The sequence below is a fragment of the Dactylosporangium sp. NPDC051541 genome (assembly GCF_044454505.1).
In the GTDB taxonomy this organism is placed as follows: Bacteria; Actinomycetota; Actinomycetes; order Mycobacteriales; family Micromonosporaceae; genus Dactylosporangium.
In genome coordinates this window covers 116,227-137,655 of sequence record NZ_JBITDU010000015.1, presented here as the reverse complement: position 1 = coordinate 137,655, position 21,429 = coordinate 116,227, and the positions used below count along the sequence as shown (strand labels likewise).

Sequence of the window (21,429 nt, the reverse complement as noted above, 5' to 3'; positions counted from 1 at the left end):
AGTAGGGCGGCTCATTCGACGTGGTGTTCGTGGAGCTTGGGTTGTTGGCGGGGGTTGTGTCGGCGGGGTCGGTGGGTGGTGGCGGTGTTGACGTACCTCGATCGGACTTCGGCCAACCCCGCGGGGGAGTAGGGCGGCTCATTCGACGTGGTGTTCGTGGAGCTTGGGTTGTTGGCGGGGGTTGTGTCGGCGGGGTCGGTGGGTGGTGGCGGTGTTGACGTATCTCGATTGGACCTCGGCCGACCCGGCTGGGAGTAGGGCGACACACCGCGGTAGTGCGCGGGGATTGGGGGTTTGTTGGCTTAGCGTCACCGAGTGTGAGCAGGCGGGGGATTGCCGGGGTGGTCGGGTTCGCGGTCGCTGCTGTCGGGGCGTTCGTGGTGGTCGATCGGGTCGGGGGGAGCGAGCGGTTCGCTGACCTGCCGGGCGGGGCCGATGTGCGGCTCGTCGGGCGGTTCACACCGCAGCAGGTCCAGCGGCTCGCGGCGCTGCCGGAAGTCGAGGCCCTCGAGTGCGACGACACGCTGTACGACGTCGGGATCGCCACCGGGCGGCTGAACCTGAGTCAGGTGACCGTGCTGACGGCGACCAAGAGTGCGGGGCTGCAGCGGGCCGCGCTTGTGCAAGGGCGGGCGGTTCAGAGTGACGCCGAGCTGCTTGCGGTTGACGGGCGGGGGCTGAGACTCGGGGAGCGGGTCACCCTTACCCGGGGCGGGCGCGGGGTTGCGGGAACGGTGGTCGGGGTGGCCGCGCGGCCTTCCGGGCAGCCGGACGCGGTGGCGCTGCTGCCGGGTGGGGCTATGGCGCGGCTTGGCGGCGTCGACGGGTGTGGCGAAGTGGTGGTGCAGCTCAAGCGGCGTAGTCAGGCCACTGCGTTTCAGCGCTCGGCTAGAGGGGTGCTCAACGGGGCGCCGGGGGTGACGTATGACGAGTCGTTGCGTGGGCACGTTTAGAGGTGTCGGTGCGGCTTGGGCGGCGTGGTTGGGTCGCTGGGGCTCGGCGCTCGGCTAGAGGGGTGCTCAACGGGGCGCCGGGGGTGACGTATGACGAGTCGTTGCGTGGGCATGTCTAGAAGGGAGCGGTCTGGTCGGCCACTGGGAATCAGAGCTTGGCTGAAGGTGAGCCCAACGAGACGGCAGTGGTGAGGTCGGACGAGTCGCTTCATGGGTAATGCCGAACGTGTGGGCGCGTCTCAACGGGGGTGGTGCGGCTTGAAAGGCTGCGATCGCCCACGCGTTGCCACCGGCGGTCGGTGTGCGAGGGCTCCCGTGGTGGCGGACGGCGGCTGTTGGCGTGGGTGCGGGGGCGTGGGCGCGTGCGGGCGTGGGCGTGGTTTCGGGTGCGCGTGCGGGCGTGGGCGTGGGTGCGTTTTACGGGGTGGTGCTGGACCAGGTCATTGACAGGGCGGTCGCGGCTCGTTCGGCTCGGATTTGCATTGCGGTGCCCAGGATCACCGCGCGGTCCTCGACCACCAGCGAGTCGTCCACTGTGTACGTCAGCCTGGTGCTGACGAAGACTGGCGTATTTGGAGGCTCTGGGAGGTAGTGGCGGGAGGCGTTGTCGAGCAGGGCGGGGCTGATGGTTTCGGTGGCCCTGGCTACCGGGATGCCGGCCGCCGACAGCGCGGTGTACAGGGGGGTCGTCTCGAAGTTCACGTCCGACAGGCGCCTGGCGAACTCGGGTGGGACCCAGGAAATCTGGTGGATCGATGGGCGGCCGGCGAAGCTGCGGACCCGCTCCAGGCGTAGTGCGCCCTCGCCGAACGTCGGGGAAGTGGCCGAGCTGGCCGAGATCACCGTCGTCTGGACCTCGAAGCCCTGGTCGCGCAGGTCGTCGGTGAGGCTTCGCAGGGAGCCCAGGCGGTACGCCAGGTGCGGTGGGGAGACGAACGTGCCGCGGCCGGGCTGTTGGACGATCAGGCCCTCGTCGCTCAGCTCCCGCAGGGCCTGGCGGAGGGTCATCAGTGTCACGCCGTATGTGGTGCTGAGGTCGCGCTGGGGCGGGAGGGCTTCGCCCGGGGCGTAGACGCCGGTGCGGATCTTGCCGGCCAGGTCGGCGGCGATGCTGCGGTAGCGTGGTTCGCCGTCGCGGGGCACGGGCTCATCCTCCTGACATCGCCGTCCTCAACGACCGGACGTAGGCGCCGGCCTGGTCGGGGGTGGCGCCGTCCAGGATCCGGCGCATCAGGGCCGCGCCGACCACCACGCCGTCCGCCAAACCGGCCGCCGCGGCCGCCTGCTCCGGTGTCGAGATGCCGAATCCTAGCAATACTGGCAGGTCCGTCCGCTGCTTGAGGCGAGCGGCCAAGGTCGCGGCGGACGCGGACAGTTCGGTGCGTTCGCCGGTGGTGCCCATGACGGTGACGGCGTAGACGAAATGGCGGCTCCGGCTCGCGATCTCGGCCAGGCGGGCGTCGGGCGTCGCCGGCGCGGCCAGCAGGACCAGGTCGATGTGCTCGGCCACCTCCGCGCACTCCTCCAGCGGCAGGTCCGGGACGATGAGCGCGGTGAATCCAGCCTTGCGCAGCCGCGCGCAGAACTCGGGCGCCCCGGCCCGGATGACGAGGTTGGCGTAGGTCGAGGCCACGAGCGGTACCGGCGAAGAAATGGCTTCCAGGTCTGTCAAAATCCGGTCCAGGGTCGCCCCGCGGGCCAGGGCGACGGCCGTGGCCTCCTGGATCGTCGTGCCGTCCAGTGTCGGGTCGGAGAACGGCAGGCCGACCTCGATGTAGTCGGCGCCGGCGGCCGCGAAGGCCGGCAGGTAGGCGGTCCAGTCGGGCGTGATGCCCGCCGTGATGTACGGCATCAGCAGTTTCACAGCGCCCCCTGCAGCGATCCGAGGTCCTTGTCGCCGCGGCCGGACAGGGTCACCAGCACCGTCGAACCGGGCGGGAGCTCGCCGCGCATGATCCAGGCCAGGGCGTGCGCCGACTCCAGCGCGGCGATGATGCCCTCGGTGCGGGCCAGGCGCAGCGCCGCGGCCACCACTTCGTCGTCGGTGACGGTGGTGTAGCGGGCGCGGCCCAGGTCCCGCAGGTGCACGTGCTCCGGCCCGATGCCGGGGTAGTCCAGGCCGGCGGCGATGGAGTGCGCCTCGGCCACCTGGCCGTGGTCGTCCTGCAGGAACATTGAGCGGACTCCATGCAGTACCCCCAAATGGCCTTTGCTCGCACCGGCTCCACCGTCGGCCTCCACGCCGATCAGGCGGGCCGGGGTGTCGACGAAGCCGGCGAACGTCCCGGCCGCGTTGGAGCCGCCACCCACACAGGCGACGACGTAGTCGGGGACCGCGGTGCGCAGCTCGGTGGCACACTGACGGCGGGCCTCGTCACCGATCACCCGTTGAAATTCGCGGACCATCCAGGGGTACGGTGCGGGCCCGAGCACCGAGCCCATGCAGTAATGGGCCGTGTCGGCCGCGCCGACCCAGTGCCGCATCGCCTCGCTGGTCGCGTCTTTCAGCGTCTGCGCGCCGCCGTGCACCGGGACGATCTCGGCGCCGAGCATGCGCATGCGGAAGACGTTGAGCTCCTGGCGCTCGATGTCCTTCGCGCCCATGAACACCGTCGCCCGCAGGCCGAACAGCGCGGCCGCCGTTGCCGTGGCCACGCCGTGCTGGCCCGCGCCGGTTTCGGCGATCAGGCGGGTCCGGCCCATGCGCTTGGCCAGCATCGCCTGGCCGAGCACGTTGTTGATTTTGTGCGAGCCGGTGTGGGTCAGGTCCTCGCGCTTGAGCAGCACGGTGAGGCCGAGCTCGGCGGAGAGGCGCAGGGCGGGGGTGAGCGGGGTCGGGCGGCCGACGTACGTCGCGAGCAGACGGTCGAGCCCGCCCCGGAACGCGGGGTCGGCCCACGCGTCGCGGAACGCCTCCTCGACCTCGCGACACGCCTCGACCAGCGACTCCGGGATGTACCGCCCGCCGTACTCACCGAACCGCCCGGCCGCACCCGGATCGCCCATGAGCGGCCCTGGCACGACGTCCCGGCGCGGACGGATCAGCAGCTCAGGCATGATTGCCTCCTACAGTTCTAGAACTGTTGACTGTTCTAGAACTGTGGCATGAACGGGCGCGGCTGTCCAGACTGTTTCGGTGGCGATCATCGATTACGACGCGCGGGCGGCGGCGGCGTTCGCGGCTGGGCGGCATCTGGCCGACGACGGGCTGGCCGCTTGGCGGGCGCGGGTTGGGCAGTACGTGCCCGATTCGACCAGGCGCTTGCTCGATCTCGGTGCCGGGACGGGTCACTGGGCAGCGGCGTTCCGCCGGTGGTTCGGAGTGAACGTCATCGGCGTCGAGCCGTCCGCGGCCATGCGAGACGCCGCGGGGGACGAGACGCTGCTGGCCGGCGATGCTGGAAATATCCCGTTGAAGTCCGATTTCGTGGATCTGGTCTGGCTCTCCACCGTCGTCCACCACATCCCCGACCTGCCGGCGGCGGCCGCCGAGATCCGCCGCGTCCTGCGCCCCGGCGGCCTCGTGCTGATCCGCTCGGCCTTCGCGGGCCGCCTCGACGGCATCTCGCTCTTCCGCTACTTCCCGGAGGCCGCGGCCGCCCTCGACGCCCGATACCCCTCGGCGGCGAATGTTTCGGCTTCCTTCGGTACCAATGGATTCACGACAATCGCCCTGGAACCCGTGCCGCAGGTGACCGCACCGACGCTCGGCGCCCTCCTGGAAACCTTCGACCGGGCCGCGCACACGCCCCTGATGCTGATCGACGACGACGCCTATGCGCGCGGTTTGGCCCGGCTGCGCGCCGCCGACCCGGCTCAGCCCGTCATCGACGCGCTCGACCTGCTCGTGCTGCGGGCCTCGTGAAACTCGACCTGCTCGTGCTGCGGGCCTCGTGAAAGGAGCAGCAGCAGGCCCCCGACGCCCAGCGCGGTGACGGCCGACATCGGCGTCACGTCCAGCACGACGAGCTTGGCGGTCCGCCCGGCCAGAATCCCGCCGAACCCGACCGCCGACAGCCCCAGCACCCCGAGCGTGCACAGCACGGCACCACCGATCGCGGCGACCGTACCCGGCCGCTTGGGGCCGCCGATCGAAGCCCGCCGCGGCCGATCGGCCCACCGCAATGCCACGACGACGGCCGCGGTCGGCAACGCCAGCAACGCGATCCACAGTGGACGGAGTAGCCACCACGCGGCCGAGCCGACCGGCGGGCCGGCGACGCCGAGCGCGAGCAGCACCCCGAGCACCACGAACAGGACCGTGAGGTGCCACAGGAACGCGGTCATCGCCGCCCCGTTGGCCCGGACCACCGCCGCCCACACCCGCGGCCGCTCCAGCCAGCGGGTGGCCGGCCCGCGCAGCAGCAGGACCAGCCCGACCAGCCAGAGGGCGTGGGCGAGCAGCGCGAGAGTCGGCGGCGACATGTTCGACACGCGGGCGCCGGGCAGGCCGACCATCGACACCGGATAGGGCCCCGCGGCCGTCAGCGCGACGGTGCCGGCCAGCCCCGCCCCGGCCAGAATCTACGCCGACCGGTGCCCCAGCCGGGCGTCGGCATGAAGAAACCCCAGCTGGTGTACTGCCAGCCAGACGAACGCGACATTGAGGTACGCGACCATCGGCGTCTGCGCCGCGAACCGCAGCCCGTCGACGAGCGCCGCGGCCAGCCCGAACCCGGCCGGCACGAGCCACGCCCGGCCCGCGAGCGCGCGGTGCAGCCGGTGCAGGGGCGGGGCCAGGGCGACGATCCCGAGGTACACCCCCAGGAACCACAACGGCTGCGCCACCGTCCGCAGCGCCAGCCGCAGCAGACCGCGATCATGCCCGGTCGCCTCCAGCGCCAGCGCGGCCGCGAGCCAGCACACCACGAAGACCGCCGTGGGCCGCAGGAGTCGACCGGCCCGCGACCGTACAAAATCCGCGTAACCACCACCGCGCCGTCGCACCGAATCCAGCGCGGCAGCGTGCGAAAACCCGCCGACCAGGAAGAACACCGGCATCACCTGGAGCACCCAGGTCACCATCGGCAGCCCAGGCAGCAGGGCCAGCGCGTTGGTCGCCCGGACCCCGGTGGCGGTGGGCTCGACGACGACCATCAGCCAATGCCCGACGATCACAACGCCGAGCGAGACCACGCGCAGCAGGTCGACATAGCGGTTTCGCATGCCTTTGAGCGTGCGGGCCGGGCGGGGTCGCGCTCATCCGTACATGTACTCATCCGGTCTGGGTAGTTCGGTTCAGGAAGGACGGCCGGCGAGCGCGGCGGGGACGTGGCTCCCCTCCTCGATCCAGCGCCGGCTCGTGGGGCAGATCCACTCGGCCACCTGGAGCGAGGTTCGATACAGGCCGTCCAGCGGGCGATTGAACATCGGTTCGTGGTGGGCCATCCGGTTGCGTGCCTCGTGCAACACGGTGATCGCCTGGTAGACGGTGGCTCGCCGCTGCCGTGCAAACGCCTTGTGCAGGCATGGAACCCAGAGCCCGCGGTCGTATTGGCGGGCGAGGAGGAATCGCCAGAAACCCAGATTGAGCTCCGCGACAACGCGCCCGGCCGACTCTGCCCGCCCATCCCGTGTGGCCCGGGCCCTTGCTTTGACGATGTCGTTGAGGGCCTCGACGGACAGCACGCCACCCGGGTCGAGGAACCAGCGGCGTTCGCCGAACGCACTGGCCGACCATGCCTCGAGCTCGTCGTGCAGGGCGTTGCGCAACAGCACCTCGACGTGCCCGATGGTCGCCGCCAGCGCGGCCGAGACTTCCGCGTTCCACCGGTAGAGCGCCAGTGCCGCTCGCAGGTCACCACCCCGCGCGCCCCGGTATGGACCGAGGCGTTCGGGTGAGAGGCGCTGTTCGAGCACCACCAGGTCTGCTACCTGCACGCCCTGCTCCCGCTCGTCGTGAAAGTCCGCTATAGTTCGTTTCGAAGACCCCGGTCCGCCTCTGCCCGCGAGGGCAAGCCGCCGGGGTTTTGTCCTTTCCGGATGCTCATCAATATGGGCCCTATGGCCACACTGTGTCAACCCGGGTCGATGGCGCTTTGGATGGGTAGCCTGACTCGCATGGCCAACCGTCTCGCCGGGGCGACCTCGCCCTACCTGCAGCAGCACAAGGACAACCCGGTCGACTGGTGGCAGTGGTCGCCGGAGGCGTTCGAGGAGGCGCGGCGGCGGGACGTGCCGGTGCTGATCTCGGTCGGCTATGCGGCGTGTCACTGGTGTCACGTCATGGCCCACGAGTCGTTCGAGCACGAAGGAGTCGCGGGGGTCGTCAACACGCTCACCGTGCCGATCAAGGTCGACCGGGAGGAGCGGCCCGACGTCGACGCCGTGTACATGACCGCCACGCAGGCCATGACCGGGCAGGGCGGCTGGCCGATGACGGTGTTCGCGACGCCCGACGGCGAGCCGTTCTACTGCGGGACCTACTTCCCGCGGGACGCGTTCGTGCGCCTGGTCGAGGCGGTCGCGGCGGCCTGGCGCGATCAGCGCGACGCGGTGCTGCAGCAAAGCTCGGCCGTGGTGGACGCGGTGCGCAAGGTCGCCGAGCGTCCCCCATCAAACCCCATGGATGATTTGGTACTGCAACGAGCCGCCGCCACCCTCATGAAGTCCTACGACGCCGAGCACGGCGGCTTCGGCGGGGCGCCCAAGTTCCCGCCGCACATGGCGCTGCTGTTCCTGCTGCGGCACTACCAGCGCACGCGCGACGAGGCCATCCTCGAAGCGGTGGGGCACACGTGCGAGCGGATGGCCCGCGGCGGCATGTACGACCAGCTCGCCGGCGGCTTCGCCCGATACGCCGTCGACGGCACCTGGACCGTGCCCCACTTCGAGAAGATGCTCTACGACAACGCGATGCTCCTGCGCGTGTACACGCACCTCGACCGGATCGCCGGCAGCGGCACCGGCCGCCGGGTGGCCCGGGAGATCGTGGCGTTCCTCGGCCAGGAGCTGCACGACGGGCACGGCTTCATCTCCGCGCTCGACGCCGACGCCGACGGCGAGGAGGGCCTCACGTACGTGTGGACGCCCGCCCAGCTCGACGAGGTCCTCGGCGAGATCGACGGGACGTGGGCGCGCTACCTGCTGCAGGTCACGCCCGAGGGCACGTTCGAGCACGGCGCATCGGTACTGCAACTGCCCGAGGACCCCGCCAACGTCGAACGCTGGGAGGGTGTGCGCACCCGCCTCCTGGCCGCCCGCGCGACCCGCCCCCAGCCGGCCCGCGACGGCAAGGTCGTCGCCGCCTGGAACGGTCTCGCGATCACGGCGCTGGTCGAGTTCGGCAAGGCGTACAACGACGAGGACGCGATCGCGCTGGCCGTCGAGACCGCGGAGTTCCTGGCCGGCACGCACCTGGTCGACGGCCGCCTGCGCCGCGTCTCCCGCGACGGTGTCGTCGGCGAGCCGGCCGGCGTGCTCGAGGATTACGGCGCGGTGGCGGAGGCCTTCTGCGCGGTACACCAGGCAACCGGCGACGGCCGCTGGCTCACCTTGGCCAAACAGTTGCTGGACGTAGCCCTGACCCACTTCCGCGACCCCGACTCGGGCGGCTTCTTCGACACCGCCGACGACGCCGAAGCCCTGGTCGCCCGCCCCGCCGACATCACCGACAACGCGACGCCGTCCGGCCTGTCGGCGGTCTCGGCGGCCCTGGTGACCTACTCGGCGCTCACCGCGGACACCGCCTACCGCGAGGCCGCCCAGCTGGCCCTGGCCACGGTCGCGGCGGTGGCGGCGACGCACGGCCGGTTCACGGGTTACGCGGCGGCCGCGGGCGAAGCCCTGTACTCAGGCCCGTTCGAGATCGCGATCGCGACAACCGATCCGTCCGATCCGTTGGTAGCGGCCGCGTGGTGGCACGCCCCGCCCGGCGCCGTGGTGGTCGCGGGCGAGCCAGACCGCCCAGGCGTCCCCCTGCTCGAAAGCCGCCCCCTCAGAAACGGCGCCGCGACGGCGTACGTGTGCCGCGGCTTCGTCTGCGACGCTCCCGTCACCGCGCTCGAGGATCTGGTCGCGAAGCTGGCTTAAAAGCGCCGGGTCACGAAATATCCGGCTCGTTCCTCCCGGATATTTCGGACATATCACTATTTTCTGGGGTTCCTTGGCATTTCGCTGGGGGCGTAGGAAGGCTGTCTTGGTTTGCTCGTGCAACGGTGTAATCGTGTAATCATGATGATGCGACGAGGAGACGTTCCCTGGGGACGTGGCGGTGGGCCGCGCAGCGAGCCCCCGCCGGCCGATGACGCCACCGCCTGGATCGGCGGGGCCCTGCCGGAGACCTGGTTCCAGGGTCCGGCCGAAGTAAGCATTGACCGCGACGAGATCCTGATCGTGGGCCGCCTGAGCGCGCCGAACCTGGCCGAGGACGCGTCCGACGCCGACAAGGCCGCCGCCGAACAGGGCCGGATCGCCGGCTTCCGGGAGACCACCCGCGACCAGCGGATCGGGATCGCACAGCAGCTCGAGCGGCGGTACCGCCGGAAGGTCGCCTGGGGCGTCCAGGTCGGCGAGACCCGCGAACTGTTCACCACGCACTCGGCGCCGGTGATGACCCGGCTCCGGCAGGCCGAGCGGCAGGTGCTCGACACGCTTGTCGACTCGGGCGTGGCGCGGTCGCGGTCCGAGGCTCTGGCGTGGTGCGTGGCCCTGGTCGGGCAGCACGCGGATACGTGGCTGACCGAGCTGCGGTCGGCGATGGAGTCGGTGGACGAGCTGCGCAAGCGTGGGCCGGCGGTCTAGCCCGTAACAAACGGCGCTGCTCACGGCCGCGTCCGCGGTGACGGCGTCCGATGGCGTCCGCGACGGCGGCGTCCGATGGCGTCCGCGACGGCGGCGCCCGAAGTGACGGCGCCGCGCGCCGATCCGGGTAAGTCGGACATATCCGGAAGGCGCGCGGCGCTCATCGTATCGGTTGGCACTTTCCGCGCGAATACGACAAATCCGGGGTCAGGGTATAAATCCGATATGTCGCGGCGCGCCAGCGCCCGACATATCGGCCACCGCAATCGGCCCGAGCCGGGACGATAGGCTGGCCAGCCTATGGACACCCGAACCGGACTCCCCGTCGTCGGCATGGTGGGCGGAGGGCAGCTGGCCCGGATGACCCACCAGGCCGCCATCGCCCTCGGCCAGTCACTGCGCGTGCTCGCCGTCTCACCCGAGGACGGCGCCGCGCTCGTCGCCGCCGACGTGCAGATCGGCCGGCACGACGACGTCGACGCGCTGCGGGCGTTCGCGAAGGGCTGCGACGTGGTGACATTCGACCACGAGCACGTGCCCGGGGAGCTCATCCGGCAGCTCGCCGGCGAGGGGCTCAACCTGCTGCCCGGGGCCGACGCGCTGCAGTACGCCCAGAACAAGCGGGCCATGCGCGAGCACCTCGGCGGGCTCGGGTTGCCGATGCCGCGCTGGACCGACCGGGACGTCGAGGCGTTCGGGGACGAGGTCGGCTGGCCGATCATCGTGAAGACGGCCACCGGCGGGTACGACGGGCGCGGCGTGTTCGTCGCCAACTCCATGGCCGACGTGCCGCCCGGGGTCGAGGTCATCGCCGAGCAGCTCGTGCCGCTCAAACGGGAGCTGGCGGCCGTGGTCGCGCGGTCGCCGCTGGGGCAGGTCGCGGCGTACCCCGTCGTCGAGACCGTCCAGGAGAACGGCATCTGCGTGGAGGTACTGGCGCCCGCTCCGAATTTGGACGAGGACTCAGCGATCGCGGCGCAGCGCCTCGCCATCGACATCGCCACCGAGCTCGGTGTGGTCGGGGTCCTCGCGGTCGAGCTCTTCGAGACGACCGACGGCCGCCTGCTCATCAACGAGCTCGCGATGCGCCCGCACAACTCGGCCCACTGGACGATCGAGGGCGCCCGCACATCACAGTTCGAGCAGCACCTGCGGGCCGTCCTGGACTACCCGATGGGCGACACCCGCCTTACCGCCCCCGTCGTCGTCATGGCCAACGTCCTCGGCGGCGAACCCGGCGGCATGTCCATCGACGAGCGCCTGCATCATCTCTTTGCGGAAGAGCCAGGAGCCAAGGTCCACTTGTACGGCAAGCAGGTCCGCCCCGGCCGCAAGATCGGGCACGTCACGGTCCTGGGCGACGATTTCGACGACTGCCGCAGGCGAGCCCGCCGGGCCGCCCGCATTCTCGAGGAGGGGTACCAGCATTGAGCGCGCCAGCGATCGAGGTCGGCGTCATCATGGGCAGCGACTCCGACTGGCCGGTCATGCGGCTCGCGGCGGAGGCCCTGGACGAGTTCGGCGTCGGGCACGAGGTCCGCGTCGTCTCCGCGCACCGCACCCCCCACCTGATGCTCGACTACGCCGGTGACGCCGTCGCCCGCGGCCTGAAGGTCATCATCGCCGGCGCCGGCGGTGCCGCCCACCTGCCGGGCATGGTGGCCTCGGCGACGCCACTGCCCGTGATCGGCGTACCGGTACCACTGAAGTATCTCGACGGTCTCGACTCCCTGATGTCGATCGTCCAGATGCCGGCCGGTATCCCGGTCGCCACCGTCTCGATCGGCGGCGCCCGCAACGCCGGCCTGCTCGCCGTCCGCATCCTGGCCGCCACCGACCCGACCCTGCTGGCGAAGGTCCGCGACTTCCAGGAGTCCCTGCGCGCCATGGTCGCCGAAAAAGACGCCGCCCTCTCCGCGTCCCTCGTGGCCTCGGAATAGTCACGGCCGTCACCACGACGGGGCATCCCCTCGGCCGCGAGCGGAATACGCTGCGTGAGCCGAGGGGACAATGTCGTTCACCGTCGCTGTTCCTTCGTGGGCCGGTGTGGCCGACACGATGAGGACATGAGCGCGGAGGCCGTTGGTATGCACATGCCTGCAGTTGTTGGGCTGGACGACCTGGCTGCCATGATCGCGGCCGACACGTACGGGCACCGGTATGAGACCAGTCCCGAAGGAGTCTTGTCGGTCACGCCCCCGCCCGATTCTGACCACGCCGTCATCGCGACCCGGCTGATGCTTTGGCTAGGCATGGCCGGTTGGCCGGCTGAGCAACTGATGCAAGCCGCTGGAATTCGGATTCCGGGCAGTGAGCGCGACGGCGGGCGGATTCCCGACATGGCCGTATGGGACGGGCCGAAGGCGCGCGGTGTCTGGCTCGACCTGGCCGGGCTCCTGCTGGTCATCGAGATCGTGTCGCCGGGCTCCGAGGCCATGGACGAATACACGAAGCGGCGCGAGTACGCGCTGGCCGGCATTCCCCGCTACTGGGTGGTGGACCGCGACACCGCACAGACCGTGACGCTCTACCGCCTCGGGGGGAGCGGCGCATACGAGGTCGGCGCGAAGATGCCCCTCGCGTGGCTCCTCCAGACCGCGCCGGCCGACCACCTCGGCTGATCTGTCCCCCGGCCCGGCGCCGGGGTGTATCCAGGTACAGGTCGAAAGCGGATACCTGTGGCCTGGCCTCGGGCCGGGGTTGGTTTCTACCTTCTACGTGTGACGATTTCGGCTTGGCTGCGCGGGCCCGTTCGGGGCTGGATCGGGGTGTACACACCCTGGTCCGCGGTTTCGTGGCGGGTTACCGTTCACGTGCTGACCGGGGGTGTCATCGGGGTCGGGGCCGGGACCGTCCTGCTGACTCTCGCCGTGCTCAGCGCGGTGTTGTCGGTGACGGTCGTGTTCGCGGTCGGGACGCTGGTCGCGTTCGTGGCCTGTGTGCACGGGTTCGGGGCGTTGCAACGGGGGCGGTTCGAGGCGCTGCTCGGAGAGCGCATCGTCCGCGAGCAGCGGTCGGGGCTCGGACTGTGGGCCGGGCTGCGGGATGAGGGGACCTGGCGGCAGGCGGCCTATCACCTGTTCGCGCTCATCGTCGGCGGGGTCGGGGCGGTGGCGGTGGCGGTGGCGTGGGCCGGTGGCGCGGTGCTGGTCTTCGCCGGGATCAGCGGCGCGGCCGGCGGGACGAACGGCGGCGGGATCAGCGGGCGGGTCGGGTTGGTCCTCGTCGGGGTGGTGCTGGTGTTCGCGGCGCCGCTCGTCGCGCGGAGCGTGGCCGCCGTCGACCTGACCGTGGCGCAACGGCTGCTCGGGGCCGGCGCCCAGGAGGCGTTGCGGCGGCGGCTGGCCGAGGTTGAGCGGAGCCGGGCGGACCTGGTGGCTGCGGCCGATGCTGAGCGGCGGCGGATCGAGCGGGACCTGCACGACGGGATGCAGCAGCGGCTGGTGGCCCTCGCGATGAACCTGGGGATGGCGCGGGTCGCGTTTCCGGAGGCGCCGGCCGAGCTTCGGGAGGCGCTCGGGCGGTCGCACGACGACGCCAAGCAAGCCCTGGCCGAGCTTCGGGGCATCGTCCGCGGGCTGCACCCGGCCGTGCTCGACGACCGGGGGCTCGACGCCGCGCTCTCCGGAATCGTCGCGCGATCGCCCGTACCGGCCAAGCTTGATGTCGAACTTGCGCAGCGGGCGCCGGCCGCCGTTGAAGCGGTCGCGTACTTCGTCGTCGCCGAGGCACTGTCCAATGTGGCCAAGCACGCCGAGGCGGGGCGGGTGCTCGTGATCGTCCGGCTCCGTGGGGACCGGCTGCACGTGGTGGTCCGGGATGACGGGCGGGGCGGCGCGCGGATCGGGGACGGGAGCGGGCTCGCGCAGCGGGTCGCCTCTGTCGACGGGACCCTCTCGGTGGACAGCCCGGTCGGCGGGCCCACCACGATCTCCGTGGAGCTGCCGTGCGCGTCGTGATCGCCGAGGACTCCGTGCTGCTCCGCGACGGGCTGGCGCGGCTGCTCACCGCATACGGGATGGTCGTCGCGGACGCGGTCGGCGACGGGGAGCAGCTGCTCGTCGCGGTCGAGCGGGAGCGGCCCGACCTCATCGTCGTCGACGTGCGGATGCCGCCCTCGTTCTCCGACGAAGGGCTGCGGGCGGCGCTGGAGATCCGGGCGAGCCGGCCGGAGGTGGCGGTCGTGGTGCTCTCGCAGTACGTCGAGGAACGCTACGCCACCGAGCTGCTCTCCCGGCCCGACGGGCGGGTCGGATACCTGCTCAAGGACCGCGTCGCCGACGTCGACGAGTTCGTCGAAACGCTGCGGCGGGTGCGTGACGGCGCCACGGCGCTCGACCCCGAGGTCGTCGCGCAGCTGCTCGTGCGGCACCGCGGGGCCCCGCTGGAGCGGCTCACGCCGCGCGAGACGCAGGTGCTCAAGCTCATGGCGGAAGGGCGGTCCAACTCCGGGATCGCCGCCGGGCTGGTCATCACGACCAGTGCCGTGGCCAAGCACGTCAACAGCATCTTCACCAAGCTCGGCATCGGCCTCGTCGACAACGACCATCGGCGCGTGCTGGCCGTTTTGCAGTACCTCCAGAATTCGTGAAGAGAGGTGGCGAACACCAATGGCATGGCGAATCTCCGCGGCCGCGATCAGCGCGGTGGTACTGCTCATCGCCGGCGTCGTCGTATGGCGGCTCGTGCAGCCGGAGCGGGTACACACCGGATCGGCCGCATATGACGCGCTGCACAAGATCGTCGTCGACATCGGGGACGGCAACGTGACGCTGAGTCCGGGGACCGGTGGTGTCACTGTCGAGCAGCGGCTCGCCTGGACGACGCTGCGGACGCCGGCACTCAGCGAGTCCGTCAGCGGCGACACGCTCACGATCCGGGGCGGGTGCGCGGGCACGCGGTTCGACGGGCACTGCACGGCATCACTGACCATCACGGTGCCGGACGGGGTCGCCGTCGACGTGCGGGCCGACGCGGGGGAGCTGCGGGCCCAAGGGGTGACGGGTGCGCTCAAGCTGCGGGCCGCGACCGGGACGATCCGGGGCGAGGGGCTGCGGGCGGGCGACGTCGACGTGCACATCGACTCCGGTGACGTGCAGCTGGCCTTCGCCGAGCGGCCGCGCAGCGTGACGGCGGCGGCCGAGGCCGGAGACGTCACGGTCGCGCTCGCCCCCGGCGCCTACCACGTTTCGGCAGACACCCAGCAGGGCGAGCGCGACATTCAAGTGACGGAGGACTCCGCGGCGACGTCGACGGTGACCGCGCGGACGAGCACCGGCGACGTCCGCATCAGGTACAGCTAAACGACACCGGGGCAGCCGCTGTCGATGCGGCCGGTGTTGAAGAACCGCAGCACGTCCGCGGCGCAGGCGGGCTCGCGCAGGACGGAGCCGTGCACATCATCGTCCACTGTGTACACCCGGCCGCCGGTGATCGCCTGGGTCTGCGGCGTCCACTCGTAGGCGGAGGGGGTCTCCCAGCGATGTCCGGACAGGACCAGGTTGCCACCGCCCGGACCGATGCGGAACGGCTGAGCCGGCAGTGGCCAGCCCGCGCAGCCCGCGGAGAACGGATCGGTGCGGCCCGTCATGGGATGAGAAGCCAAGCGTCGCTGGTACTGCTCCCACGCCGCTTCGAACCCGAGCCGGGCGCTGTCCTCGTTGCAGAAAGCCGCCTTGTTCATCGTCCGGTTGTTGCCCTCCGGCAGGTCGGCCGGTGGCGGGCCCGGCTCGCCGCCGCCGCTGTCGTCGCCGCCGAGCACCTGCTTGAGCGTCGGCGGGGCCGTCGGACCGGTCGCGGTCCGCAGCTCGTCGAGGATCGTCCCGGCCACTGCCCAGTCCGTGTGGCGGGCCGTGGCGGCCTGCGCGATCAGGGAGCCGTCCAGCACCCGCGGCAGGTCGGTGAACTGCCGCGGGTCGGCGTCGAAGTCCCGGCCGAGCGCGGCGATCGCCGTACTGACCTGCGCCCCCGTGGCGCCCAGGTGGTACGTCGAGTCGCGGGCGGCCAGCCAGTCGGCGAACCGGCCGGCGTTGCGTTCGGCCGCGTCCGCCCGGCCGGCGGTGAAGGCGGGGATGTCGAAGCGCGGGATCGCGACACTGTCGAGGAACATGCGCTCGACGGTGTGCGGGAACAGTGTCCGGTACACCACGCCGAGCCACGTGCCCCAGGAGACGCCGAGGAAGTTCAGCCCGCGATCGCCGAGGGCGGCGCGGATGCCGTCCAGGTCCCGGGCGACGTTCGCGGTCGTGATCCGGCTCAGGAACGCCGGGTCGTAGTTGCCGCAGGCCGCGGTTTCGGCGACCTCAGTGGAGTACCACTGCTGCGCCTGAGCTTTGGAAAGGGTGCCGACCGGGCGCTCCGGGCGCTGCGCCGGCGGCGGGCAGTCGACCTTGGTGCTGTAGCCGACGCCGCGCGGGTCGAAGCCGATCAGGTCATACCGGGCGTTGAGGGCGGCGTCGGTGTCGCTCTCCAGGGACAGCTGGATCGGCATGAGATAGCCGCTGCCACCCGGTCCGCCCGGGTTGAGGGCCAGGCTGCCGATGCGGTGGGCGCGGTCGGTGGCAGGCAGCCGGGTCAGCGCGACCGTGATCTGGCGGCCGCGCGGGTCGTGATAGTCGAGAGGGACGGTGACGGTACCGCACTCGAGCCGGGCCAGCAGCGCCTTGAACCGGTCGAACTTGTCCGGCGTGGCCATCGCCTTGATCGCCGCGTCCGAATATGCGGGGCACGGTTTCCAGTCCACGGCGGGGCCCGGACGCCCGGCCGCCGCGGGCGACGCCGCGAGCAGCGCGCCCACGGCCCCGACCAGGGCGGCGGACGCGGTCCAGCGGTTGGATTGCATCATGGGCCCAAGGTGCTGGGCTAGCGGTGCTATCCGCGTCGGCCGTGCGAGGTATCCGAAGTATGTACGCCGATGGATCTGTTCAAGCGCTCAACCGATTCGGTCGTTCAACCGATTCGGTCGCGCAGCCAGGCGATGAGCGCCGGGTATTCGCTCAGGACCCGGCCCACTGCCACCGTGTCGCCGGGTCGCAGCAGCTTCTGCTCGGTGACACAGGCGTATTGCTCGCTTCGCAGCCGGTCGGCCTCGGCGGCGTTGCCGGAGGTGACGGCCCGGTTGTGCAGGCGGGTGTAACAGGCGATGGCCTCTTCGATGGCCTCCTGCGCGGCGTCGTAGCGCGCGCTGTCCCGCCGGTTCCACTCGTATGACTCGACCCCGCCGACCGCCGAGTAATCGGACATCGATCCCCCTCACCGTCCGGTTGTCGCGGTCACTCTACCGCTACGACATCGCTGCGTGGGGTCACTGTGTGAGGTTCGAAAAGCCTGACCTTTCCGGGCTTTTCACGGTGCGAACGTCAGCCCCGGCCACTGCGCGACTTCGACCAGCGCATTCACGTCGGTGCTCAGGTCGGGGCGGGTCAGACTTGTATCGTCGAAGTTGGCGATCCAGATATGGACACCCGTGCCGTCGGCCCGGACCACCTTCACGTCCAGGTCGGTCGCGCCGGTGAACGGGTGCTCGACCGCGCTCTCGGGGCGGCCGTCGCCGGGCGGCATCGTCTTGAGCCGGACGTTGAGCGGCCGGGTGCCGGCGGCGTCCCGGACGAGGAGGTACGCCTCCAGTGCGCCGCTGCCGGCGTAGCGCAGCCGCCACGGGTCGTCGCAGCGGTTCGCCCCCGTGATCGTCGCATCGGGGTACGCCTTGGCCAGCGCGTCGTGCAGCACCTGCGAGAGCCGGTCGTCGGCCGTGGGGCAGGTGCTCGCCGTGGCCGGCGTGGCCGGGGCGGCCGGGGCAGCGCAGCCCGCGAGCAGGAGCGCCGTCAGGATCAGGAGCCGGGTGCCGGTCACACCCGCAGAAACTAGCGGACCGACCGGCGGGCGTTGAAGACCCGGACCAGCCGGCGCAGCCGCGGGGCCACGGCCAGGACGGCGCTGGCCAGCAGGAGCAGCAGGGTCACGGCGGTGACACCGGCGACGACCACGGTGCTCACGGCCCGGGCCGGGTCGTGCGCCGGGACCGCACCGGGCGGGGCGGCGGCCGCGGTGCCGAACGCGAGTGCGGAGCCCACGGCCGTGGCGGCGACGAGAGCGCGGTATGTCCAGCGGAGGATCACGGCATATAAACGGAGAAAACCGGCAAACGGTTGTGCCCGCGGCGCCGGCGAGAACGCAAACCCGGGCTCGCGCAGAGACATGGTCGACACCACATCCGCTACAACGGGAGGAAGTCGGATGGGACCGTGGTGATGACCTTCGACGTCGGCGTGGACGACGCGGCCGCCCTGCGCGACCCGCGGCAGTTCGCGGTGCTCTACGACCGGTACGCCGCGCAGCTCTACCGGTATGCCAGCCGCCGGATCGGCCCCGCGCTGGCCGAGGACGCCGTGGCCGAGACGTTCCTGGCGGCCTTCCAGCGCCGCCACCGCTACGACACCGACCGGCCCAGCGCGCGGCCCTGGCTCTTCGGGATCCTGACCCGCGAACTGGCCCACCGGCACCGGGCCGAGAACGCCCGCTACCGCGCGCTCGCCCGGGCCGGCGCCGACGATGTCCAGCCCGGCTTCGCCGACCGCGTCGACGCCGCCGTGAGCGCCCAGGCCCTGCACGGCCCCCTCGCCGGTGCGCTGGCCCGGCTGTCGCGGGGCGACCGCGACGTGCTCCTGCTCATCGCGTGGGGCGACTGCGGCCATGAGGAGGTCGCCGAGACGCTCGGCATCCGGCCGGGGACCGTGCGCTCCCGGCTGCACCGGGCCCGCAAACAGATCCGCGCGGCGCTCGGCGCCGCCGGCCTCGACAGGGAGATGCTGTGAACGACATGCACCTGCTGCACTCGCTCGGCGCGGCCCTGGACCCGCCGACGCCCGAGCCGCCGGCCCGGCTCCGGCACCGTGCGCTGCGCGCGGCCGCGGCTGGAACTGCGGTCGCGGCGCCCGCGCGCAGCCCGTGGAAGCGCCGGTTCGCCCTCGCCGGTGGCCTGGCCGCCGCGGTCACCGCCGGCCTCCTCGCGGTCCAGGTCGTCGACTTCGGTCAGCGCCCGGCCGCCTCCGCCTCGGCGTCGGAGGTGCTGCACGGCGCGGCCGCGGAGGCCCGCAGCCATCCGGACGTCACCGTGCGCGAGGACCAGTTCGTCTACGTCGAGTCGCTCAGCTCCGGTGTGGCGATCGGGCCCGGGGGGGCCAAGCTCGAGACCCAGCACCGCAGCGTCTGGATGTCGGTGGACGGCACGCGGGACGGCCTGATCCGCAACGGCGACGCCGGGACCGCGGTGCCCGGCTGCCGCGACGGGCAGCAGACCCAGTCGAAGGGCGGTAAGAGCGAGACGACGGCGTGCCGGCCGCTGCGCGCGTACCTGCGCGACCTGCCGACCGCCACCGACGCGATGCGCAAGTACCTCTACGAGCACGCCGCCGGCGGCAACCCCGAAGACCAGCAGGCGTTCACCACGGCCGCCGACCTGATCCGTGAGGCCTACCTGTCCCCGGCCGCCCTCGCCGCCGTCTTCGACGCGGTCGCCAAGATCCCGGGCGTGGACGTCGTCGGCGACGTCACCGACCAGGCCGGCCGGCACGGGGTGGCGGTGGCGCTGGACGAGGTCCAGGGCATGCGCACCGAGCTGATCTTCGACAAGGAGAGCCACGCGTTCCTGGGCGTGCGGTCGGTGATGTACCGCGACTCGCCGGGCGACGGCCTGCACAAGGGCGACGTGTTCTCGTCCTCGGCGGTCCTGAAGGTCGCGATCGTGGACCAGGTGGGTCAGGAGCCGTAGTCCCACTGGTCCTGGGCCACGAGGTGCAGTACCAGTGCCGCGATGTTCCAGGCGTCATCGGCACCGTTGTGGTGCCGCCCCTCCAGGGGCAGGCCGGCCGCTCCCAGAGCACCGGCCATGCCCTGTTTGCGCTCCCCGCGCGCCTCGGCGAAGGCGGCCTTCGCGTTGACGTGCCGGGAGCTGAAGGGGTACTGCCCGGACCCGTGACATTGCCGCTCGAACTGCTTGCGGTCGTAGTCCCCCCAGCTCGCCCACGGCCGCGAGTCCGAGTGATGCTCGGTCCGCAGCCGCGCACAGGCGTCACCGAACGAGAGCCCCCGCGCCACCTCGGCCGCGGTGATCCCGGTGAGCCGGGTGCAGAACGCGCTGACGGTCGACCGGGCCGGCCGCACCATGATCCGATCCCGCCCGACCCGCTCCCGCGCATCGAGGTCCACGACACAGACCCCGATCTCGATGATCTCGTTGACCTGCCCGGCCGGCGGCGGCCCGTCCCAGCAGGTCGCCTCCACGTCAATCACATTGAGCAGGCGCACCATGATCGGCCATCGTACGGTGGTAGTCGTGACACTTCCCGAGAATTTGCAGCAGCTGCTGGCCCAGCCCAACCCCGCCGTCATCGCCACGGTGCGGCCGGACGGGCAGCCGGTCTCCGTGGCCACCTGGTATGTCTTCGAGCAGGGCCGGATCGTCGTCAACATGGACGCGGGGCGCAAGCGGCTCGCCTACCTGCGCCAGGAGCCGCGGGTGAGCCTGACCGTGCTGGACCAGGGGGACTGGTACACCCACCTGTCCGTGACCGGCACCGTCGCCGAGATCTACGACGACACGGACATGGCCGACATCGACCGGATCGCCACGCACTACACGGGCAAGCCATACGCGGTGCGGGACCGGCCCCGGGTGACCGCGGTGATCGACATCACCTCGTGGCACGTCTGGCCGCCCGCCGCCCGCGAGCGGTGACAACCGGCACCGGGCCGCGGGCAAGGTGGGTGCCACAGTCCTAGGCAGGCGCGTACGAGTGAGCCGGCCCGCCGCGAACCTAGCGTCGAGTCATGACGAACCAGATTCCCGGCCAGGTCGGCCGGACCGCGGTCGTGACCGGAGCGAACTCGGGCCTGGGCCTGGTCACCGCCACCGAGCTGGCCCGCCACGGCGCCCGGGTCGTGCTCGCCGTCCGCAACACCGCGGCCGGCGGTCGCGCGGCCGAGCAGATCCGCCGCGCGGCCCCGAGCGCCCAGGTCGAGGTGCGGGAGCTGGACCTGGCCTCGCTGGCGTCGGTGCGGAAGTTCGCCGACGGCGCCGACTCGATCGACCTGCTGGTGAACAACGCCGGCCTGGTCCTGCTCGGCCCGCGGCACGAGACGGCGGACGGCTTCGAGCTGCACCTCGGCACCAACTTCCTCGGGCACTTCGCGCTCACCGGCCTCCTGCTGGACCGCTTCGACACCGGCACCGGCGCCCGGCCCCGGATCGTCAACCTGAGCTCGGTCACCCACAAGAACAAGACCCTCGACTTCAACGACCTGATGTCGGTCCGCGACTACGACGCCGCCCGCACCTACGGCCGCTCCAAGCTCGCCACGACCATCTTCGGCCTGGAGCTCGACCGCCGCCTGCGCGCCGCCGGCTCCCCGATCATCAGCGTCCTGGCCCACCCCGGCATCACCCGCTCCAACCTGACCCCGCGCGCCTGGGAACACCGCGGCGCCCTCGGCCGTTTCCTGTCCCGCACCGCCCTGCTGCTGACCCAGCCGGTCGAGCAGGGTGCCGAGCCCCAGCTCCACGCGGCCACCGCCCCGGACGTGCACGGCGGCCAGTTCTTCGGCCCGGCCGGCTTCCGCGAGCTCCGCGGCCCCAGCACCGAGGTCCGCCCCAGCCCCGAAGCCTCCGACCCGGAGACGGGCCGCCACCTGTGGTCCGCCGCCGAGGACCTGACCGGCGTCCGATACCTCTAGCGCC

The 21,429-nt window shown here is 71.5% G+C and carries 25 protein-coding genes; 14 read left to right on the top strand and 11 right to left on the bottom strand.

Translation table 11 applies throughout. The features are described 5' to 3' along the window. The first annotated feature begins 317 nt into the window (after positions 1-317). Positions 318-953 (top strand): hypothetical protein, encoded by a 636-nt coding sequence (locus tag ACIA8L_RS44670; protein WP_395914514.1) that lies wholly within the window; start codon positions 318-320, stop codon positions 951-953. 417 nt (positions 954-1,370) lie between these two features. Here the strand turns inward: ACIA8L_RS44670 and ACIA8L_RS44665 are convergent, their stop codons facing one another. The 3 genes from ACIA8L_RS44665 to trpB are packed head-to-tail and all read right to left on the bottom strand — an operon-like array spanning position 1,371 to position 4,010. Continuing rightward, the gene (locus ACIA8L_RS44665; RefSeq protein ID WP_395914512.1) at positions 1,371-2,096 is read right to left on the bottom strand and encodes a GntR family transcriptional regulator; all 726 of its coding nucleotides are present in this window, start codon (positions 2,094-2,096) and stop codon (positions 1,371-1,373) included. 4 nt (positions 2,097-2,100) lie between these two features. Continuing rightward, a complete protein-coding gene (trpA, locus tag ACIA8L_RS44660) occupies positions 2,101-2,817 on the bottom strand; it encodes a tryptophan synthase subunit alpha (RefSeq protein ID WP_395914510.1) in 717 nt (238 codons plus the stop codon). After that, complete coding sequence (gene trpB / locus ACIA8L_RS44655) at positions 2,814-4,010, bottom strand: tryptophan synthase subunit beta (protein ID WP_395914508.1); 1,197 nt, start codon at positions 4,008-4,010, stop codon at positions 2,814-2,816. Before trpB ends, trpA begins: the two co-directional genes overlap by 4 nt. A gap of 79 nt (positions 4,011-4,089) precedes the next feature. Here trpB and ACIA8L_RS44650 point away from each other — a divergent pair, with 79 nt between their 5' ends. Further along, positions 4,090-4,818 carry a class I SAM-dependent methyltransferase gene (locus tag ACIA8L_RS44650; protein ID WP_395914506.1) on the top strand — a complete coding sequence of 243 codons (729 nt, stop codon included), beginning with the start codon at positions 4,090-4,092 and terminating at the stop codon, positions 4,816-4,818. On the opposite strand, the gene ACIA8L_RS44645 is transcribed toward ACIA8L_RS44650, so the two are convergent. The 3 genes from ACIA8L_RS44645 to ACIA8L_RS44635 form a co-directional block, all read right to left on the bottom strand. Then, a complete protein-coding gene (locus ACIA8L_RS44645; protein ID WP_395914505.1) occupies positions 4,770-5,411 on the bottom strand; it encodes a hypothetical protein in 642 nt (213 codons plus the stop codon). The genes ACIA8L_RS44650 and ACIA8L_RS44645 overlap by 49 nt on opposite strands. A 66-nt stretch (positions 5,412-5,477) precedes the next feature. Then, on the bottom strand, positions 5,478-6,119 hold the full coding sequence (locus ACIA8L_RS44640) for an acyltransferase (protein WP_395914504.1): 642 nt from the start codon (positions 6,117-6,119) through the stop codon (positions 5,478-5,480). A gap of 72 nt (positions 6,120-6,191) precedes the next feature. Further along, positions 6,192-6,833, bottom strand: coding sequence for a hypothetical protein (locus tag ACIA8L_RS44635; protein WP_395914502.1), 642 nt, complete (start codon positions 6,831-6,833; stop codon positions 6,192-6,194). A gap of 180 nt (positions 6,834-7,013) precedes the next feature. Here ACIA8L_RS44635 and ACIA8L_RS44630 point away from each other — a divergent pair, with 180 nt between their 5' ends. From ACIA8L_RS44630 to ACIA8L_RS44595, 8 genes are all read left to right on the top strand, one after another. Continuing rightward, the gene (locus tag ACIA8L_RS44630) at positions 7,014-8,984 is read left to right on the top strand and encodes a thioredoxin domain-containing protein (RefSeq protein ID WP_395914500.1); all 1,971 of its coding nucleotides are present in this window, start codon (positions 7,014-7,016) and stop codon (positions 8,982-8,984) included. A gap of 141 nt (positions 8,985-9,125) precedes the next feature. Then, entirely contained in the window at positions 9,126-9,695 is a 570-nt protein-coding gene (locus tag ACIA8L_RS44625) for a hypothetical protein (protein WP_395914498.1), read from the top strand. A gap of 300 nt (positions 9,696-9,995) precedes the next feature. Next, positions 9,996-11,126 carry a 5-(carboxyamino)imidazole ribonucleotide synthase gene (locus ACIA8L_RS44620; RefSeq protein WP_395914496.1) on the top strand — a complete coding sequence of 377 codons (1,131 nt, stop codon included), beginning with the start codon at positions 9,996-9,998 and terminating at the stop codon, positions 11,124-11,126. Continuing rightward, a complete protein-coding gene (gene purE, locus ACIA8L_RS44615; RefSeq protein ID WP_395914494.1) occupies positions 11,123-11,635 on the top strand; it encodes a 5-(carboxyamino)imidazole ribonucleotide mutase in 513 nt (170 codons plus the stop codon). Before ACIA8L_RS44620 ends, purE begins: the two co-directional genes overlap by 4 nt. A gap of 126 nt (positions 11,636-11,761) precedes the next feature. Further along, the gene (locus tag ACIA8L_RS44610) at positions 11,762-12,316 is read left to right on the top strand and encodes a Uma2 family endonuclease (RefSeq protein WP_395914492.1); all 555 of its coding nucleotides are present in this window, start codon (positions 11,762-11,764) and stop codon (positions 12,314-12,316) included. 99 nt (positions 12,317-12,415) lie between these two features. Continuing rightward, entirely contained in the window at positions 12,416-13,654 is a 1,239-nt protein-coding gene (locus tag ACIA8L_RS44605; protein WP_395914491.1) for a histidine kinase, read from the top strand. After that, entirely contained in the window at positions 13,642-14,286 is a 645-nt protein-coding gene (locus ACIA8L_RS44600; RefSeq protein ID WP_395914490.1) for a response regulator, read from the top strand. Before ACIA8L_RS44605 ends, ACIA8L_RS44600 begins: the two co-directional genes overlap by 13 nt. A 19-nt stretch (positions 14,287-14,305) precedes the next feature. Next, a complete protein-coding gene (locus ACIA8L_RS44595) occupies positions 14,306-14,998 on the top strand; it encodes a DUF4097 family beta strand repeat-containing protein (protein WP_395914488.1) in 693 nt (230 codons plus the stop codon). On the opposite strand, the gene ACIA8L_RS44590 is transcribed toward ACIA8L_RS44595, so the two are convergent. From ACIA8L_RS44590 to ACIA8L_RS44575, 4 genes are all read right to left on the bottom strand, one after another. After that, positions 14,995-16,539: an alpha/beta fold hydrolase gene (locus ACIA8L_RS44590; RefSeq protein WP_395914486.1), complete on the bottom strand. Its 1,545-nt coding sequence runs from the start codon at positions 16,537-16,539 to the stop codon at positions 14,995-14,997. The two genes, ACIA8L_RS44595 and ACIA8L_RS44590, sit on opposite strands and share 4 nt — an antisense overlap. Before the next feature lie 104 nt (positions 16,540-16,643). Beyond that, a complete protein-coding gene (locus ACIA8L_RS44585; protein WP_395914484.1) occupies positions 16,644-16,937 on the bottom strand; it encodes a hypothetical protein in 294 nt (97 codons plus the stop codon). Between the two features lie 102 nt (positions 16,938-17,039). Further along, the gene (locus tag ACIA8L_RS44580; RefSeq protein WP_395914483.1) at positions 17,040-17,546 is read right to left on the bottom strand and encodes a hypothetical protein; all 507 of its coding nucleotides are present in this window, start codon (positions 17,544-17,546) and stop codon (positions 17,040-17,042) included. Positions 17,547-17,557: 11 nt separating this feature from the next. Then, positions 17,558-17,812 carry a hypothetical protein gene (locus tag ACIA8L_RS44575; protein WP_395914482.1) on the bottom strand — a complete coding sequence of 85 codons (255 nt, stop codon included), beginning with the start codon at positions 17,810-17,812 and terminating at the stop codon, positions 17,558-17,560. Positions 17,813-17,944: 132 nt separating this feature from the next. On the opposite strand from ACIA8L_RS44575, the gene ACIA8L_RS44570 reads away from it, so the two are divergent. Beyond that, on the top strand, positions 17,945-18,508 hold the full coding sequence (locus ACIA8L_RS44570; protein WP_395914480.1) for an RNA polymerase sigma factor: 564 nt from the start codon (positions 17,945-17,947) through the stop codon (positions 18,506-18,508). Between the two features lie 5 nt (positions 18,509-18,513). Next, positions 18,514-19,464 (top strand): CU044_5270 family protein, encoded by a 951-nt coding sequence (locus ACIA8L_RS44565; RefSeq protein ID WP_395914640.1) that lies wholly within the window; start codon positions 18,514-18,516, stop codon positions 19,462-19,464. On the opposite strand, the gene ACIA8L_RS44560 is transcribed toward ACIA8L_RS44565, so the two are convergent. Next, positions 19,452-20,003, bottom strand: coding sequence for an exonuclease domain-containing protein (locus ACIA8L_RS44560; protein WP_395914478.1), 552 nt, complete (start codon positions 20,001-20,003; stop codon positions 19,452-19,454). The genes ACIA8L_RS44565 and ACIA8L_RS44560 overlap by 13 nt on opposite strands. A gap of 25 nt (positions 20,004-20,028) precedes the next feature. Here ACIA8L_RS44560 and ACIA8L_RS44555 point away from each other — a divergent pair, with 25 nt between their 5' ends. Then, the gene (locus ACIA8L_RS44555) at positions 20,029-20,430 is read left to right on the top strand and encodes a TIGR03618 family F420-dependent PPOX class oxidoreductase (RefSeq protein ID WP_395914477.1); all 402 of its coding nucleotides are present in this window, start codon (positions 20,029-20,031) and stop codon (positions 20,428-20,430) included. Positions 20,431-20,522: 92 nt separating this feature from the next. Then, positions 20,523-21,425 carry an oxidoreductase gene (locus ACIA8L_RS44550; protein ID WP_395914476.1) on the top strand — a complete coding sequence of 301 codons (903 nt, stop codon included), beginning with the start codon at positions 20,523-20,525 and terminating at the stop codon, positions 21,423-21,425. The last annotated feature ends 4 nt before the right edge of the window (positions 21,426-21,429 follow it).